This is a genomic window from Pseudomonas sp. LBUM1649 (genome assembly GCF_059716155.1).
Genome location: NZ_CP166807.1, coordinates 5,398,407 through 5,414,985, shown reverse-complemented (window position 1 = coordinate 5,414,985; position 16,579 = coordinate 5,398,407). Strand labels below are relative to the sequence as shown.

Annotated in this window: 15 protein-coding genes; 4 read left to right on the top strand and 11 right to left on the bottom strand. The window is 59.7% G+C overall.

The window, feature by feature from the left end; translation table 11 throughout:
* Positions 1-123: 123 nt before the first annotated feature.
* Complete coding sequence (gene pyk, locus ACA058_RS25045) at positions 124-1,575, bottom strand: pyruvate kinase (RefSeq protein WP_497636354.1); 1,452 nt, start codon at positions 1,573-1,575, stop codon at positions 124-126.
* 172 nt (positions 1,576-1,747) lie between these two features.
* Between pyk and ACA058_RS25040 the strand changes: the two genes are divergently transcribed.
* Together ACA058_RS25040 and ACA058_RS25035 are read left to right on the top strand one after the other, a co-directional pair.
* The gene (locus tag ACA058_RS25040) at positions 1,748-2,122 is read left to right on the top strand and encodes a tetratricopeptide repeat protein (protein ID WP_497636353.1); all 375 of its coding nucleotides are present in this window, start codon (positions 1,748-1,750) and stop codon (positions 2,120-2,122) included.
* 241 nt (positions 2,123-2,363) lie between these two features.
* Complete coding sequence (locus ACA058_RS25035) at positions 2,364-2,723, top strand: PilZ domain-containing protein (RefSeq protein WP_497636352.1); 360 nt, start codon at positions 2,364-2,366, stop codon at positions 2,721-2,723.
* A gap of 733 nt (positions 2,724-3,456) precedes the next feature.
* Here ACA058_RS25035 and ACA058_RS25030 read toward each other — a convergent pair.
* The 6 genes from ACA058_RS25030 to ACA058_RS25005 are packed head-to-tail and all read right to left on the bottom strand — an operon-like array spanning position 3,457 to position 10,176.
* Positions 3,457-4,788: a DUF58 domain-containing protein gene (locus ACA058_RS25030; protein ID WP_497636351.1), complete on the bottom strand. Its 1,332-nt coding sequence runs from the start codon at positions 4,786-4,788 to the stop codon at positions 3,457-3,459.
* Positions 4,785-5,786, bottom strand: a complete 1,002-nt coding sequence (locus ACA058_RS25025) for an AAA family ATPase (protein WP_497636350.1) — start codon at positions 5,784-5,786, stop codon at positions 4,785-4,787. The genes ACA058_RS25030 and ACA058_RS25025 overlap by 4 nt, the downstream gene beginning before the upstream one ends.
* Entirely contained in the window at positions 5,783-6,946 is a 1,164-nt protein-coding gene (locus tag ACA058_RS25020) for a DUF4350 domain-containing protein (RefSeq protein WP_497636349.1), read from the bottom strand. Before ACA058_RS25020 ends, ACA058_RS25025 begins: the two co-directional genes overlap by 4 nt.
* Entirely contained in the window at positions 6,943-8,490 is a 1,548-nt protein-coding gene (locus tag ACA058_RS25015; RefSeq protein ID WP_497636348.1) for a DUF4129 domain-containing protein, read from the bottom strand. Before ACA058_RS25015 ends, ACA058_RS25020 begins: the two co-directional genes overlap by 4 nt.
* The gene (locus ACA058_RS25010; RefSeq protein ID WP_497636347.1) at positions 8,477-9,454 is read right to left on the bottom strand and encodes a stage II sporulation protein M; all 978 of its coding nucleotides are present in this window, start codon (positions 9,452-9,454) and stop codon (positions 8,477-8,479) included. Before ACA058_RS25010 ends, ACA058_RS25015 begins: the two co-directional genes overlap by 14 nt.
* Positions 9,451-10,176 carry an RDD family protein gene (locus ACA058_RS25005; protein WP_497636346.1) on the bottom strand — a complete coding sequence of 242 codons (726 nt, stop codon included), beginning with the start codon at positions 10,174-10,176 and terminating at the stop codon, positions 9,451-9,453. The genes ACA058_RS25010 and ACA058_RS25005 overlap by 4 nt, the downstream gene beginning before the upstream one ends.
* 184 nt (positions 10,177-10,360) lie before the next feature.
* Between ACA058_RS25005 and sbcB the strand changes: the two genes are divergently transcribed.
* Positions 10,361-11,791 carry an exodeoxyribonuclease I gene (sbcB, locus tag ACA058_RS25000; protein ID WP_497636345.1) on the top strand — a complete coding sequence of 477 codons (1,431 nt, stop codon included), beginning with the start codon at positions 10,361-10,363 and terminating at the stop codon, positions 11,789-11,791.
* A 98-nt stretch (positions 11,792-11,889) separates the two neighbouring features.
* On the opposite strand, the gene mvaT is transcribed toward sbcB, so the two are convergent.
* Entirely contained in the window at positions 11,890-12,267 is a 378-nt protein-coding gene (gene mvaT, locus ACA058_RS24995) for a histone-like nucleoid-structuring protein MvaT (RefSeq protein ID WP_008058684.1), read from the bottom strand.
* Positions 12,268-12,602: 335 nt separating this feature from the next.
* Here mvaT and purU point away from each other — a divergent pair, with 335 nt between their 5' ends.
* Complete coding sequence (purU, locus tag ACA058_RS24990; protein WP_497636343.1) at positions 12,603-13,451, top strand: formyltetrahydrofolate deformylase; 849 nt, start codon at positions 12,603-12,605, stop codon at positions 13,449-13,451.
* Between the two features lie 186 nt (positions 13,452-13,637).
* Here the strand turns inward: purU and gpgF are convergent, their stop codons facing one another.
* The 3 genes from gpgF to gpgS are packed head-to-tail and all read right to left on the bottom strand — an operon-like array spanning position 13,638 to position 16,520.
* Entirely contained in the window at positions 13,638-14,633 is a 996-nt protein-coding gene (gene gpgF, locus ACA058_RS24985) for a glucosaminyl phosphatidylglycerol flippase (RefSeq protein ID WP_497636342.1), read from the bottom strand.
* Positions 14,630-15,406 (bottom strand): N-acetylglucosaminyl phosphatidylglycerol deacetylase, encoded by a 777-nt coding sequence (gene gpgD / locus ACA058_RS24980; protein ID WP_497636341.1) that lies wholly within the window; start codon positions 15,404-15,406, stop codon positions 14,630-14,632. Before gpgD ends, gpgF begins: the two co-directional genes overlap by 4 nt.
* A complete protein-coding gene (gene gpgS, locus ACA058_RS24975; RefSeq protein ID WP_497636340.1) occupies positions 15,399-16,520 on the bottom strand; it encodes an N-acetylglucosaminyl phosphatidylglycerol synthase in 1,122 nt (373 codons plus the stop codon). Before gpgS ends, gpgD begins: the two co-directional genes overlap by 8 nt.
* Positions 16,521-16,579 lie beyond the last annotated feature (59 nt).

The following is a 16,579-nucleotide window of genomic DNA, read 5'->3' as shown; positions in this document are numbered from 1 at the left end:
AATCCCCTGTGGGAGCGAGCCTGCTCGCGATGGCGGCCGTTCACGCAACACACCTCCAGGATCAGGAACGCAAAAGCCCCGCCATTCACATGGCAGGGCTTTTGTTTTTCAGCGCTCGGTCACTTAGACCATCGGATCGCCAACGTGCAGGATCTTCATGCCGTTGGTGCCGCCGGTGGTGTGGTAGCTGTCACCCTTGGTCAGGATGACCCAGTCGCCTTTCTCTACTACGCCGCGCTTGAGCAGCTCGTCGATAGCAGCCTGGCTGACTTGCTCAGGCGGCAGCGATGCCGGGTCGAACGGTACGGTATAGACGCCACGGAACATGGCCGCGCGGGCCTGGGTTTCGCGGTGCGGGGAAAACGCGTAGATCGGCACCGAGGAACGGATGCGCGACATGATCAACGGCGTGTAGCCACTTTCGGTCAGGGCGATGATCGCCTTCACGCCGGGGAAGTGGTTGGCGGTGTACATGGCTGCCAGGGCGATGCTCTGGTCGCAGCTTTCGAAGACCTTGCCGATGCGGTGGCTGGAGGTCTTGCTGGTCGGATGCTTTTCAGCACCGACGCAGATGCGCGCCATCGCCTGCACGGCTTCCAGCGGGTACAGGCCGGCAGCACTTTCCGCCGAGAGCATCACGGCGTCGGTGTAATCGAGCACGGCGTTGGCCACGTCGGACACTTCGGCGCGGGTTGGCATCGGGTTCTGGATCATCGACTCCATCATCTGGGTCGCCACGATCACGGCCTTGTTGTGGCGGCGTGCGTGCAGAATGATTTTCTTCTGAATGCCCACCAGCTCGGCGTCGCCGATTTCCACGCCGAGATCACCACGCGCCACCATGACGGCGTCGGAGGCATTGATCAGTGCGTCGAGTGTGTCGTCGTCGGCCACAGCTTCGGCGCGTTCAATCTTCGCCACCAGCCAGGCAGTACCGCCGGCTTCGTCGCGCAGTTGACGGGCGTATTCCATGTCGGCGGCGTCACGCGGGAAGGACACTGCCAGGTAGTCGACCTGCATTTCTGCGGCGAGCTTGATGTCAGCCTTGTCTTTCTCGGTCAGGGCTGGAGCGGTCAGGCCACCGCCGCGACGGTTGATGCCTTTATGGTCGGACAGCGGACCACCGATGATCACGGTGCAGTTCAGTTCGGTAGCGGTGGCGGTATCGACGCGCATCACCACGCGGCCGTCGTCGAGCAGCAGCTCGTCGCCCACGCCGCAGTCCTTGACCAGGTCCGGGTAGTCGATACCGACCACTTGCTGGTTGCCTTCGGTCAGGGGATGGCTGGTGGAGAAGGTGAATTGATCACCGATCTTCAGCTCGATCTTCTTGTTGGCAAATTTGGCGATACGGATTTTCGGGCCTTGCAGGTCACCCAGCAGGGCAACGAAGCGGCCGTGCTTGGCAGCGAGGTCACGCACCAGCTGCGCGCGAGCCTTGTGCTCGTCGGGGGTGCCGTGGGAGAAGTTCAGGCGGGCGACGTCCAGGCCAGCCAGAATCAGCTGTTCGAGAACTTCCGGCGAGTTACTGGCCGGGCCAAGGGTGGCGACGATTTTGGTACGACGGACGGACATGCAAAGACTCCTGAGTTCAAGCGCTGAGTGAGGCTACTATGCTCTTGGGGTGTAGTCATTGTTCATGTGCACTACTTATTCGTTTGTTTCTTGAACCGAATACTTTTGGTTACCGGCAGCCTGAAGATTTTGAGCCACGGGTCGATACAGAGCTCAAGTCAGGAGAACTCCCATGCGATTCGTGCTCATAGCCGTCCTTGCCCTCAGTGTTGTGGGCTGCACCCGTTGGTCGATGAACCACCATTTGAACCTTGCCTACAGCGCCTATGACCGTGGCAATTGCGAGCAGGTGACGCTCGAGCTGTCCAAAGTTGAACGCGCCAGCCGCGCGCGGCCTTATGTGTGGCCGGAAGTGTCGATGCTGCGCGGTTTGTGCCTGGAACGGCAGAAACTGTTTGTCGATGCAGCGCAGACCTACCAATTCATCATCGCTTCGTATCCGCAAAGCGAATACGCCTACCGCGCCCAGGCGCGCCTGGAAACCTTGCAAGCGCTGGGTCACTACCCGCTGCGCAGTACAGCGGCGGTGCGTCCGACCCGCTTCTAATTGCGATGATCATTCAAGGGCTGGCTCACCGGCGACGGTGAGCTATAGTCGAATAAACCGGTTCAGAGCCTTGTCTTTGAACCGACGTAACACCTGTGATCGGCAGGAGTAAGCGGCAGCGGTTCATGGACTGTCGCACCGGGATCAGGGAGAGCGCGCCCATGCCTGATTCAACAGCAGGCAGGCCCGTTCCGAAGCATTAGTGCGGTCCTGCTTAAGGGCCTTGCTGGGCGAATTGCGCATGTTCACTGACCGCCGGATCGAGCGGCATCAACTGCCGTATTTTCTGAAAGTGTTCAACAGAATTACCGACAAACCGATTGGCTTTCTCGGCAACGTCTCCGAAGACGGGCTGATGCTCATCAGTCAACTGCCGATGATGATCGGCGCGGATTTCGATTTGCGCCTGAAAATCCCCGCGAGTGGCGGGCGCATGCAGGTCATCGATTTGCAGGCGTGTTGCCTGTGGTGCCATGAAGACGCAACACCCCACCATTACGACGCCGGGTTCAGCCTGCAACGGGCACCGCCGGAGTATGGGCAACTGGTGGAGGCATTGAAGCAGTACTTCAGTTTTCAGCCGTTACCGGCTTCGGCCTGAGTCGAGGTTGTAAGGTTGGCGGGGAAGAGGCTCATCGCATGAAAATTTGCGGCGCTTGACCGTGATAACCGTTGGTCGTGACTGTCAATTTTGACAGGTGTCATGGATTTTTTATCGCTCTAGATTGTGCTTGCCACCTTTCTGGCCAAGTTACTTTCGGAGCTTAAAAGCATGACTGATCAAAAAGAGCAACCAGCCCAAACTGCGAATCCACTACTTGTTGAACGTCAATGGGCTGTTCCCTTTAAGGGGCAGACTATTGCTCGCGGTCCGGGGGTGGAATTATCACTTGTTTCGGACAGTTGGCGCTATATGGAGGTTCGATACTTTGATAGGAACAGTCAGCACTATCATACGGATGTCGAGACGACAAACGAACGGTACACTTATAGCTTTAGCACGGACTTTACAATGAGAGTTGGCCAAAACGTTATCGAATACAGGTTCTCAGACGGGGGGGGAAAGGGACGGATTGGTACACCAGCGGCGGGTTTAATGTGCAATAGCCTTTTTTGTAGTTGTATTTAGCATTTGAGCTGTGGAGCTCTTGAAGAGGAGGATTTTCCTTAGGAGCTTTACAGCTGTTATTTTGATCATTGCTCGGTTCCACCCCTCAGTTGCCCACGATTGAGTGTCTTTTTCAACTCCCCATCGACTCAAATTATAATCATCGCAAGACGTTCTACCGGTTTGGTGTTTTAAGGGCTTGTTTATTCCTCGTACGTGACAACAGTTAAAAGACTCCTGCTCTCTTCCACTCCAGGTAACGCGTCACCAGCGCGGCGCCCAGTTCATGAGTGTTTGTATCCAGTACCGGCACGCCATGGGCATTCAGCCGCTCATGAAGTTCGGCCCGTGTATTCAAGAAGTCCACCGTCCCGCAATAGACCAGCGCTTCGGACAAGGTTTGCACGGTTGTCTGACGCAGGTTGTCGAGTACGTCCTCGCGCAGGCTCGCGACCAGCACCCGATGCTGTTTGCTCAGGCGTTTGACTGCCGTGAGCAGCTCCTCATCGTCTTCGTCCCGCAGGTTGGTCATCAACACCACCAGCGAGCGGCGTTTTTGTCGGGCCAGCAAATGAGTTGCCGCGGCTTGATAGTCAGCGCTGCGTTGGGTGCTGCTCAGGTCGTAGACGGTGTTGAGCAATACGTTGAGTTGGCCTGCACCTTTCACCGGCGCGAGATAACGTGGTTGCTCGACTGCAAATGTGCTGAGCCCCACCGCATCACCCTGGCGCAGGGCGATATAGCTCAGTAACAGACAGGCATTGAGCGCGTGATCGAAATGCGCCAGTTCGCCGTCCTGACTGCGCATGCGTCGGCCGCAGTCGAGCATGAACATGATCTGCTGATCGCGCTCGTCCTGATACTCCCGGGCAATCGGGGTGCGTTGGCGGGCGGTGGCTTTCCAGTCGATCTGGCGCAGGCTGTCGCCTTCGCGAAATTCCCGTAGCTGATGAAACTCAAGGCCCAGGCCGCGTCGTTGGCGCTGGCGCACGCCGAGTTGGCTGAGCCAGTTGTCCACCGCCAGTAGTTGGCCGCCGTAGAGTCGGGCGAAGTCGGGGTAGACGCGGGTGTGGTCAGTGACACTCAGAAGCCGTCTGCCGGACCACAGGCGCAATGGGCTTGGCAGGTTGATTTCGCAGTGTACGACGCTGAAGTGGCCTCGCTTGAGCGGGCGCAGTCGATAGCCGATCTGGGTGTGCTGGCCGGGCTGAAGTTCGACCGACAGAGGAAGATTCTCGAAGCTCAGACCGTCGGGGACGTGGTCGAAAATCTGGATCGTCAGTGGTTGGGGATAGGCGTGCTCAACTTCCAGTCGCACTTCGCTCCAACGACCGAGTGCCAGGCTGCCTGGCATTTGTCGCGTTATCCGGGGTGAAGGCAGGCGTTTGAGGCGAACAGCGTCGAGTATCGCCAGTGCCAATAGCGCCAGCAGCAATCCCCAGTTGATCGAGAACAGGCTCGATGGCAACGCCATGTCCAGCGCCCGCAAGGTGCCCAGCACGATGCCGATGGCCAGCAGGATCGCGAGCCAGATCAGCAGCAGTCGCGAGGGTTTCAAAGCCGTGGCGCCGGCACTTGATCGAGCAGTTGCCGCAGCACCTGATCGACGTCCAGCCCTTCGATGTCCAGCTCCGGCGCGATGCGCACGCGATGGCGCAACACGGCCAGGGCGCAGCCTTTTATGTCGTCTGGAATCACAAACTCGCCGCCGCGCAACAAGGCCCGCGCCCTTGCGCAGCGCACCAGCGCAATGGACGCCCGAGGCCCGGCGCCGAGGGTCAGGCCGGGCCAGCTGCGGGTGGTGCGGGCCAGGCGTACGGCGTAGTCGAGGACCTGATCGTCCAGCGGCAAATCACTGGCGATGCGCTGCAAGGCCAGCACCTCCTTGGCTTGCAGCACGGTGCGCAGCGGTTGCACATCGAGCATGTCGGCCCGGGTCGAGCGGCTGACCTGACGCACCATGTTCAACTCCTGCGCGGCGTCGGGGTAGTCCATGCGCACTTTGAGCATGAAGCGGTCCAGCTCGGCTTCCGGCAACGGGTAAGTGCCTTCCTGTTCGATGGGGTTTTGCGTGGCGAGCACCATGAACGGCTGTGCGATGGGCAGGGCGCGGCCTTCGAGGGTGACTTGCCGTTCCTGCATGGCTTCGAGCAGCGCGGCCTGGGTTTTTGCCGGGGCACGGTTGATCTCGTCGGCGAGCAACAGGTTGGTGAACAACGGTCCCTTGCGCAGTTTGAATTGCTCGGTCTGCAAGTCGTACACCGCATGCCCGGTGACATCGCTGGGCATCAGGTCCGGAGTGAACTGGATACGCGCGAACTCGCCGCCGAAACAGCGTGCCAGCGCCCTTACCAGCAACGTCTTGCCCAGGCCCGGCACGCCTTCGAGCAATACGTGGCCGCCGGCAAGCAGGGCTGTGAGAACGTCGTCGATGACCGTGTTCTGTCCGATCACGGCTTTTTGCAATTCATGGCGCACCGCCTGGGCCAACTGGCAGGCGCGCTGGCGTTGCCGGGTGGCGTGGTTGATTGCATCGGGCTCGATCGGTTGACTCATAACGCATTCCTCAAAGTTTGCAGACGGGCGACCTGGCGGCTGAATTCAGCGCTGGAAAGCCGCTGCTTCGCCAGCGGGCCCATGACTTGGCTGATCGCGCCCGTGGGGTGGCCGCTCAGGCGGGCGAGCACCTGCCATTGTTCGGCGACATCGAGTTGTTCATAGCCAGGATGACGATGTCTCACTCGGCGCAGTATGTCTTGCTGCAAGGCCTGCAGCAGGCTGTCCTGGCCTTTGTGCCGCAACATGAAATCGGCGCTGGCGCGCAGGTGTTCCTGCAATTGGCGACGGGCTTTGGCTTGCGGTTCCAGCAGTGGGCCCTGGCGCACACCGAAGTGCCAGCAACCCAGGCCGATCAGGGCGACCAAGGCGACCAGCGCCTGGGGGAAATGGCGCAGCAGCAATGTCAGCAGGCTGTCGTGCTCGGTGTTGAACAGCAGGGTCACACCGGTATCGACGGTCAGGTACCAAAGCAGCCAGGCATTGTCGTATTGATCGATGGCCGGGGTTTTCCACAGGTCGGCGTCGGTCACCACAATGATCGAGCCGCGCCCATGGCTCAGTTGCATCATATGAGTGGCCTTGGCACTGTTGGCCCAGACCTGGGCGAGGTTTTTCGGGTCTTCGAGATGGAACGCAGTATCGAAGCCGGCGTAAGCCGGTGCGTCTTCCTTTTCCAGATAGAGTTTGGTCAGTTGCGGGTAGGGGTCGCCCGGGGTATCGGGCGGCGGGTCCTTGAGGTCTTTGCTCAGCGATTGCTGCAGTTGCACCCGATCAAGCAACAGGTCATTGCTTTGCCCGGTCTTTTCATCCCACAGCGACTGTGCAACGAACAGCAGGCGCCCGCCGGCTCGAGTCCAGTTCAGCACTTGATCGATCTGCCAGGGCGTCATGTTGTAGCGGTCGCCGAGCAACAACAGACTGTGATGGTCTGGCGCCAGGCTTGGCAGAATGTCGAGGCTGTTGGCATGGCTGACACTCAGGCCCTGCTTGCGCAGAAAAAGCTCGGCGGCCAGATAGGGATTGGCCAGGGCTTCAGGCGCCGGGCCGTGGTCGATTTCGGCCGAGTAGGGCGTTGCCTTCAGGTACAGCCAAGTCATCAGCACGCCGAGCAGCACAGCGGTCACTGCGCTGACGATCGCCCAGGTGCGCCGGTTCAACGGGCGATTCCCGGGCCGAATACGCCACGCCAGGCGTCGCACAGTTCGCGCTGCACATGCGTGGGCGGCAGTCGGTGCCCGTAGGCCATGTTTTGCCAGTGCGCGGTCAGGTCTTTGCTGAAGGCCAACAGGGCCGGTTGCTGCAGTTGCTCGATGCGTTCCAGTACCTGACCTTCGGTGTCGGCGGCTTTGAGTGGCATGTCGAAGTCGTGCAACAGGCGGCTGAGCAGGGCGCGATAGAGCAAGCCAAGCGCTGCACGCGGGTTGCTCTGCCAGAGACTTTCGGCGCTGGCAGCGATGTCGGGGGGCAGGGTCTCGCGGCTGAAGTCCAGGCCGAATGCTTGCGGGGTAGGCGGGTGCGGGGCTTTTTTAGCGGGGCGCGGGCGACGGTTGACGAACGCCTGCAACCACTCACGGTAGTACCAGATCAAGACACCAATAGCGGTGATCACGGCTGCCCACAGCGTGACTTCAATCAGCGTGGCCAATGCGCCGAAGTGCTGGTTGTCAAACAGCTGGAGCAGCGCCTTCAGCCATTGAGGTAGCTTGTCGTCATCCGCGCGTTCCTCGGCGGCCTGGTTCTCGCCGAATCGATAGCGGGTGACGGTTTCCCTGTTCTTGAACGGTGGCTGTTCGAGGAGGGTCTTGATGCTGTCCCGGGACGCCTGGCTGGTCAGTTGTTGCTCCAGCAAGCGCGGACTGTCGGGCGTCGCAGGGGCCGACCCGGCCGCCCAGACGGTGGGTGCGATCGGCAGCAACAAGGTCGCTGCCAGTAACAGGACAAGGGATGCGCTGCTCAAACGCTGGGACAAGCGGCGAAACACCAGCTCGATATCCCAAGCTTCGAGCGCGGTGCGCCGGTTCAGATACAGGCTGAAGCCTGCGGCCACGTAGACCGGTTCCCAAACCACCAGCACCAGGACGTAGAAGGCGTTGGACAGGTGTTCCAGCCAGCGCCAATCCTGAGTCGCGGCGCTGATCAGCGACTGCCAGCTCCAGTCGAGGGCGACCTGTTGAGGCAACAGCAGATAAAACAGCACCATCAAACCGATCCATAACGCGCCTTCCAGATGCGCACCGATCACGGTCAGCCAGCGTGCCGCGCTGGCGTCACGCTGCAGCAACACCTGCAATCGCTGTTGGCGCGCATCACCGCTCAGGCCTTCGAGCTGCAACACGGGTAGTACGAAGCTGCGACTCAGGCTCAGGCGTCGCCAGGTCAGGCTGGCCAGCAGTTGCGGCTTAAGCAACCGTGGCCACTGGTAAAGCGCCTGCTGGAGGGTGGGCGTTTCTGCAAAAATGGCTTTGGAAAGGATGTACAACGGCAAGCGCTCGAAGGCCGGTTTCAGCCACCAGAAGATGAACACGGCCAGGGTCGGCGAATCCCACAGCAACCAGGTGAGCAACGCGAAAACCGGCAAAGTGACAATCGCCCAACTGCTCATCAGCAGGCGCCGGTGGCGCTGGCTCAACAGCACGCCGAGGTCCATGGCTTCCCAGGTCGGTCTTGGGCGAATGACCACTGTGGTGTCACTCAGGCGCATGGTGGGTCCGTCCGGCGAATAGCAGGTAAACCGCCACCAGCACCCAGAGGGCCGCACCGACCAGGTATTTGGTCAGGGGCGCCGGGGTCGCCATCGACGACCAGTAGGCTTCGATAAATGCCGCGATCAGCAGAAACAACATGACGCCGCAAATCAGCAGCACGCTCTTGCGGGCCGCCAGGCGCAAGGCTTCGGCACGGGACAGGCGTCCCGGTGCAATCAACGCCCAACCCAGTTGCAGGCCTGCGGCACCCGCCAGGGCAATGGCCGTCAATTCAAAGGCACCGTGGCCGACCACGAATGACCAGAAGCTTTGCCCGTAGCCAATATGCGTCAGGTGCCCGGCCACCGCGCCGATCATCAAACCGTTGAAGACCAGGAAAAACGCGCTGCCCAGGCCAAACAGCAATCCGCTGGCGTAGGTCTGAAAGGCGATCCCGATGTTGTGCATGATGTAGTAGCCGAACATCGCCCAATCTTCACTGGCTGCCCGCTCCATCGAGCGCCCCAGGTGACCGGCATCGGGGTCGTACATGCTTTGCATGTCGCTGAGCTGATCGGCCGGAATCAGGTTATAGACCAGGTCCGGAAACAGATACACGAGTCCTGCAAACGCGATCAGGCTGCCGAAAAACATCAGGCTGGCGGCGAGCACGAAGCGCCATTGTTCGCGTACCAGCCGGGGGAAGCCGGCCAGGATGAAACCCAGCGCATGGGCCCCCAGCTGACTGCGATGTCGATAAAGCTGCTGATGCCCGCGCACCACCTGTTGCTGCAATGAGTCGATCAGGAAGCTGCTGTAACCCCGCTCGCGGGCCAGCGCCAGGTGTTGGCAGATGCGCCGATAATCGGCCGGGAAATTGCCGGCTCCATTGGCTTTCCCGTCCCGCTCCAGCCTGTCCAGCATGAGGGAAAACTGCTCCCATTCGGCCAGGTGCCGATGTTCGAAAAGGCTTTGCTTCATGGCGGACCCAACAAACCGTGGGCGATGCCGTTGAGTTCGGCCACGGCGCGGGGAGCCGGAACCTGCAAGGGGCGCGCGAGGATCGAGGCGAGCTCATTGACCCTGGCGTCGGACAGTCCGGCCTGGCGTTCGGCAAACCCGAGGATGGCGCGTTGCTCGGCCAGTGTCAGGGCAAAAGGTGCGCGACGGGGATGTGAGGGTGGGAGTTGCGGGCGGGTGAGCGGCTGCTCGCGGTAGATCACCAGCGTGCCGGCGGCCAGGTCACCAAGGCGCTTGAAGTTGGGGTGTTGCAGGCAACTGATGGCGCCGAGAAAGTAGCCGAACGGCAGCATGTCGACAAATCGCAGCAGGTTGCGCAACAGTGACGTGGACCAGCCAACAGGCGTGCCATCGTCCTGAATGACCCGCAGGCCCATCCATTGTTTACCCGGTGAACACCCCTGGTTGAAGACTTCGAACAGCACCATGTACCACCAGCTCACGCCGAAGAGCAGGATCGAACCCAGCCCTGCACCGAGTTTTCCGAGCATCGCCAGGGCAATGAACAGCAGGCCCAGGATCAACCCGCGCAACGCCAGGTCGATGGAAAACGCCAGTGCGCGCACCATCAACCCGGCCGGGCGCAGTGGCAAGTCTATGCCTTCGGGCGTTTCGACCTGATATCGCGTGTCCAGTGGTGGGGACAGCGTCGCTTTCCGTGGCAGTGCTGTGGTGTCGAGCATGGGCAACCTGATGGTGTGGCCTGATCGGTTTGTCTCTTCATCGGATGCTAGCAGCCTCGCCGGGAAAAACGACATAAGTATGTATTGCACATTGAGAGCCCCGGAATGATTGAATGGCAGGATTGCTGGCCGGAGCGGGACGGGAACGCCTAGACTTCGCCAATCTTCAGTTCAGGAATAGCCCGTGACCTCCATCTTCTGGTACGACTACGAAACGACGGGTATCAATCCCCGTTGCGACCGCCCGCTGCAAATGGCGGGGTTGCGTACTGACTTCGAGCTCAATGAAATCGACGAGCCGGTCAACCTCTTTTGCCGGCCCAGCGACGACATCCTGCCGCATCCCGCGGCCTGCGCAATCACTGGCATCACGCCCGCCCGACTGGCCGAGGGCGGGTTGAGCGAAGCCGACTTCATGACCCGGGTACATGCCCAACTGGCGGCGCCGGGTACTTGCGGCGCCGGGTACAACACGTTGCGCTTCGACGATGAGATGACCCGCTACAGTCTGTACCGCAATTTTTTCGACCCTTATGCGCGGGAATGGCAGGGCGGTAACAGTCGCTGGGACCTGATCGATGTCGTGCGCGCGGCCTATGCCTTGCGCCCCGATGGCCTTGTTTGGCCGACAGACGATGAGGGGAAGGTGACCCTCAAGCTTGAACGCCTGACCGCCGCCAACGGCATCGATCATGGCAACGCCCACGAAGCGCTGTCGGACGTTCGCGCCACGATTGCCCTGGCGCGCCTGATCCGGGAAAAACAGCCGAAGTTGTATGACTGGTTGTTTCAACTTCGCAGCAAGCAAAAGGTTTTGGACCAGATACGCCTGCTGCAACCCATGGTGCATGTGTCGGGGCGCTTTTCTGCGGCGCGCAACTATGTCGGCGTGGTGTTGCCCTTGGCCTGGCACCCACGCAACAAGAACGCACTGATTGTCTGCGACCTGCACCTCGACCCGCAGGGCTTGCTCGATCTCGATGCCGAAACCTTGCGCCAGCGCTTGTATACCCGCCGCGAAGACCTGGCAGAGGGTGAGTTGCCAGTACCGCTCAAGCTTATCCACATCAATAAATGCCCCGTGGTGGCGCCGTTATCGGTTCTTCGTGCGAAAGATCAGCTGCGCCTGGGAATGGATGTTGCGCTCTATCAGCAACGCGCACTGCGGCTAAGTGACGCGCAGCAAAATTGGCAAGCTAAAGTTGTGGCTATTTATGCCCGTGAAGATTTTTCCTCGAGCGAGGATCCTGAACAACAGTTATACGATGGATTTATCGGCGACCGTGATCGGCGTCTATGCGAGCAAGTCAGAACAGTCGACCCGCTGCAATTGGCACAAGAGCAATGGCCTTTCGATGATGAACGTTTACCAGAGCTATTGTTTCGATATCGAGCACGTAACTTTCCCGATACCTTGAGTCTCGACGAGCAAGAACGCTGGCGAATATTCTGTCAGAAACGTCTGTCAGTGCCTGAATGGGGCGCGCCAAATACCCTGGATAGTTTCGTAGAGGCCGCAGCCCAATTGACCCTTACAGCGACATCGTTGCAGCAGGCGGTGCTGAATGAATGGCAGGAATATGTTCAGGATTTACGCAAACGTTTGAATCTTTGAAATCGAAAATGCCCGGGGGCTAAACTCCGGGCATAAAAAAACGCCAGCGTGTGCTGGCGTTTTTTTTGTCGCAATCGATCCGCGACAAGCGCGCGAGCTTAGCCCAGCAGGGTAGCCCAGCCTTCAACCACGTCACCGCCCCACTTGGCTTTCCACTCTTTCAGAGTTTTGTGGTTGCCACCTTTGGTCTCGATGACTTCGCCGTTGTGCGGGTTTTTGTATTGTTTAACTTTGCGAGCACGCTTGGTGCCAGTAGTTTTTACTGCGCCGCCACGTGGTGCTTTGGTTTTGGCTTCTGGATCCAGCAGCGCGATGATGTCGCGCAGGGACTTGGAATATTCGCCCATCAGGGTGCGCAGCTTGCCTTCGAATTCCAGCTCGGTCTGCAGTTTGTCGTCTTGGGACAGATTCTTCAAACGGGCTTGCAGCTCTTTGATAGCTTCTTCGGTGGCGCGATATTCGTTGATCAAGGACATGATTACTACCTTATGTAGGGCGCTGGATGCAGGTGACAGTGCGGCAATAATAGTCAGGCTGTTTCATCAAGTAAACATTAAACCCGAGTTTATTTAATTAAATTCCAGTGAATTCAGCACACATTGGATGCGCAGTTAAATAATGTGCAGCCTGTGCTACAGATATTTACAATCCAGTGCTGGTCGATGGCCAAGTACAGTGTGCCGGGTGTCACTCTGGTGCTGCGCAAACCTTGGCGCAAGCCATCGGGAAAGGCGGCGCGTCATCATTACTGCAGTTTTTCTGCGCAATCGCTAGAATGGCCGCCTTTGCGAAGTTCTGGAGTTTCCCCCTCATGCGCACTTTTCGGCTGGTGATTTCTTGCCCGGACCGCGTCGGCATCGTTGCCAAAGTCAGTAACTTTCTGGCGTCACATAACGGCTGGATCACTGAAGCGAGCCACCACTCGGACAATCTCAGTGGCTGGTTCTTCATGCGTCACGAAATTCGTGCCGATTCGCTGCCTTTCGGGATCGACGCCTTGCGCGAAGCCTTTGCGCCGATTGCCGAAGAGTTCTCGATGGACTGGCGTATCACCGATACCGAGCAGAAGAAGCGCGTGGTGTTGATGGCCAGCCGCGAGTCTCACTGCCTCGCCGACTTGCTGCATCGCTGGCACAGCGATGAACTGGATTGTGAAATCGCCTGCGTGATTTCCAACCACGACGACTTGCGCAGCATGGTCGAGTGGCACGGCATTCCCTACTACCACGTACCGGTCAATTCCCAGGACAAGGAACCGGCATTTGCCGAGGTCTCGCGCTTGGTCAAGCAGCATGATGCCGAAGTGGTCGTACTGGCCCGCTACATGCAAATCCTGCCGCCTGAGCTGTGCCGTGAATATGCACACAAGGTCATCAACATCCACCACAGCTTCCTGCCGTCGTTCGTCGGCGCCAAGCCGTACCACCAGGCTTCCCTGCGCGGGGTAAAGCTGATCGGCGCTACTTGCCACTATGTGACCGAAGAATTGGACGCCGGCCCGATCATCGAGCAGGACGTGGTGCGCGTCAGCCACAGCGACAGCATCGAAGACATGGTGCGCTTCGGTCGTGATGTCGAGAAAATGGTACTGGCCCGTGGTCTGCGTTACCACCTGGAAGACCGGGTGCTGGTCCACGGCAACAAAACCGTGGTGTTCTGATCGCTACACGGCACGGTTGAAATTCGAAGGGCCTGGGCGTTCAATCGCTGCAGGCCCTTCGCCGTTTCTGCACCGAGGACATGACCATGGCCGATCCACTGGACAAAGCCACTTCCAAGGCACCCGCCACCTTGGGCGAGGGTTGTTTGTTCGGCTGTCAGGCCGCCTTCACCGGCAGGCCAACACCTACGGATACACATTCTTCATGAGCTTCTTGAGCAATGGCCGGCCCAGCATCAGTAAAAACACCGGCCCACCCACCACCAAATAGAAGTAATAGGTCACCGCCCGCCAGATCAGAATGGCTGCCGCCGCCGTGGATTTCCCCACCATGGGTGCCAACAGCGCCGCCGACGTCAATTCCGCAGCCCCCGCACCGCCTGGCAACAGGCTGAACTGCCCCGCACTCAATGAAACCATCTGGATCAGAAAGCTCCAGGCCCACTGCAAGTCCGCGCCGAGCCCACGCAGCGCCAGGTACAACACGCTGTAACGCAAGACCCAATGCACGCACGTCAAGCCAAACACAATGATCAGCGTCTGCAGGGGCAGCTTCAGGGTGTCGGTAAACGCCGCCAGAAAGTGCAGGAGTTTTCGTGCCCAACGCATACGGGTCGAGGACTCGACGTTGAGGCGTGCCAGCAGTCGGCCCCCCATACGAATCAGCAGGCGGTGATAGCGCGCCACCACCACGCAACTGACCAGTCCACCGAACATCGAGAGGGCACTGACGATCAGCAACCACGCCATGTGCTGGCTGAGATGCTGGAACAGGGCGTAAATCAGGATCCCGCTCAATGCGCAGAGGAAAAACAACAAATCGCTCAGTTGGTCCATGGCAAACACGGCGCTGCCCCTCGCCGGTCGCACGCCGTTGCGCGCCAGTAACGCCATGATGGTCAGTGGCCCGCCGCTGCCACCCGGCGTGGCGCAATAGGCAAATTCGGCGGCCATTACCACGCCCAGGCTCCTGACCGGGCTGACCTTGTTGCGCTGATCCCCCAGTAACAGGCGCAATCGCAGGGTATTGACCACCCAACACAGCAAGATCATGCCGAACATGACCAGCAAGCTGCTCAGTGGAAAGTCATTGAGCCGCGACCAGGTTTCGCTCCCGCCCAGGAGCCAGGGAATCAGCAGCGCTGCGAGCAGGCCGATGCACAGCACAATCGTGCGACTCATGCCGCACGCCCCATGCGCTCGCTGTGCAAGGCCAGCCAACGGGTCTTGGTCATGGGTATGCGGCCCTCATCGAGCAGGCGCTTGAGGGTTTGCAACCAGTATGTACGCGAGAACTCATGACGCATGTCCACCGGGTGCAGGCCCAATCGAATCACCGGCGCTGTTCGCCAGCGATGTTCGAGTTGCTGGCTGACCAGTTTCGATACACCACGCCGCCAGGCACTGCGCGCACTCCAGACCAGCCCTGGGGCATCGATCGCAGTGAATTCAGGCAGGCGAAAAAGATGCTGCGCGTCGCTGGTGTAATTCAGCGGTAATTGGCTCAAGGCCTGGCGCGTGCCTTCGCTCATCAACCAGGCAGGAGCGACGAAACCCTGCAACGGCCAATCATATCGCTGGAATATTTCAATGCCGGCGTGCAGGCGGGTGAGGGCGGCCTCGCGAGACAAACTGTAGAACTCGCCTTCGTGCGTGTAGATCCGGCGCATGAACCAGTCGCGGGGAGTGCTCGCCTTCGGAGCGTCATCGCAGTGAAAATAACCGTGTAGCACCAGTTCATCGCCGCGCTCGAGCCGGGCGCTGAGCTGACGACAAAATTGCGGGTGGGCTTGCAGGTCGTTGTGTTTGTGAAAATCCGGCACCACCAACCAGGTGATCGGCACGCTGCCAAGCGCGTCGACGGCTTCGACAAAGGGCTGGTAATCGGCCCAGGTGGGTGGCGCGACATCGTGCAGTACCAGCAGCACGCCGGGCGCATTCATGGGTTCAGCCATTGGCGGCTCGCGGCCATTGGCTGCCGAGGACGGCGTGATAATGGCCGAGCAAACTGTTGACCACGGCGTCCCAGGCGTAATACCGCTCGACATGGTGTCGGGCTTGTTGGCCGAGGGCTGCGCTGCCCTGGTTGAACAGTTCTCGCACTGCGTTAGCCATGGCCGACGGATCGTTGGGGGCACACAACAAGCCACATTGATCGGTGATGATTTCCTCAAAGGCGCCAGCGGCCACCGCCACCACCGGGATGCCGCAGGCCATGGCTTCGAGGATCACCAGGCCAAAGGTTTCCTGGTCGCCGGCATGCAGCAATGCGTCGGCACTGGCCATCAGGCGGGCGACTTGCTTGGCAGGGCAGAACTCGTCGATGACCGTGACGTTACCCGGCACAGTGGTCGGCATCGACGAACCGACCAGCAGCAGGTGATAGCGTCGGCCCAGGCGAATCATGCAATCGAGCAGCACCGGCAGGTTCTTCTCCTTGGAACCGCGCCCGGCGAAGATCAATAGATGAGTGTTTTCGTCGAGGCCCAGCTCGGCCCGAAGGCCGGTATCGCGTGCATCGGGATGAAACACCTGGAGATCGACCCCCAGGGGCTGCACGAAAACGTTCTTTACCCCAAGGCCAGTCAGTTTGTCGGCCATGACCTGACTCGGTGCCAGTACCCGGTCGAAGTTGCCGTAGAGCTTGCTGACGTAGGCCTCGACGTTTGGCGTGACCCAGTTGCCCATTCGATTGCTGGCCAGCAGCGGCAGGTCGGAGTGATAAAAGCCGATGACTGGCACATCCAGTTGGCGACGGGCGTCCAGAGCCGCCCAGGCGGTGAGGTAAGGGTCGCCGACTTCAATCAGCTCGGGTTGCAGATCCTGCAGGACATTGCGCCAGGGCGCGAGGCGCAGAGGGAAACGATAACCTTTGCCGAAAGGCAGGGCGGGAGCCGGAACCGTGTAGATGCCATCCTGTTCGCTGAGAATGGCCCCCGGTATCAGCACGCTGTGGCGAATACCTGACCTGGTGCACAGGCGATGATGCTTGGCATCCAGATAAGTGCGCACGCCACCGCTGGCAGGGGCGTAGAACATGGTTATGTCAGCGATATGCACGATGAACATCCCTCCGGGCCGTTGATCTCCTTGGTTGACCTTTATGAAGGATAGATGTTCGGTTGGGG